The organism is Vibrio sp. 1402 (genome assembly GCF_033340275.1).
The window spans coordinates 1-771 of record NZ_JAWOWE010000192.1; the positions used below are offsets into that span (position 1 = coordinate 1).

At 45.5% G+C, this 771-nt stretch carries 1 protein-coding gene; it reads left to right on the forward strand.

The features are described from left to right. Positions 1 to 76 precede the first annotated feature (76 nt). Positions 77 to 771 (forward strand): shikimate dehydrogenase (gene aroE, locus R7044_RS25010; protein ID WP_225455974.1); only part of this gene is annotated, 695 nt, incomplete at its 3' end.

Consider the following 771-nt stretch of genomic DNA (forward strand, 5'->3'; position numbering starts at 1 on the left):
ATAGATAGTGATAGGGTCATCTGTAATCAGATGGCCCTGTTTTCTCTATATCTAAGTAAGGAATAAAGGTAAGGACATGACCCCGCAAATCGATCGTTACGCCGTGTTTGGTAACCCTATCGGGCACAGCAAGTCGCCATTTATCCATACACTCTTTGCTCGTCAAACGAATCAGTCCCTTACATACACCGCAGAGTGTGCGCCTGTGGGTGGATTTATCGAGGCGGCGAAAGCATTTTTTGCTGACGGCGGCAAAGGCTGTAACGTGACCTTGCCTTTTAAAGAAGATGCCTATCAATTTGCTAGCCGTTTGACCGAGCGTGCTCAGCTTGCTGGAGCAGTGAATACACTTAAGAAGCTTGATGATGGTGAAATCATTGGTGATAACACTGATGGTGCAGGCTTAGTGCAGGACTTGTTGCAACATCAAGTCGTTTTAGAAGGCGCACGTATCCTGATCATAGGAGCTGGTGGTGCCGCTCGAGGAGTGATTAAACCATTGCTCGATCAAAAACCAACATCTCTAACGATAACTAATCGTACATTTTCCAAAGCCGAAGAATTGGCAGAATTGTTTTCTGCGTATGGCCCTGTTAAAGCAAAAGAGATGAATACCATTGCTGAAGAGTTCGATGTCATAATCAACTCTACGTCTGCATCATTGAGTGGTGAGTTACCTGCGATCTCTTCCTCGGTGTTCGCCGCCAATAGTACAAGCTACGACATGATGTATGGCAAAGGTGATACCACATTTAACCAATGGGCTAAGCA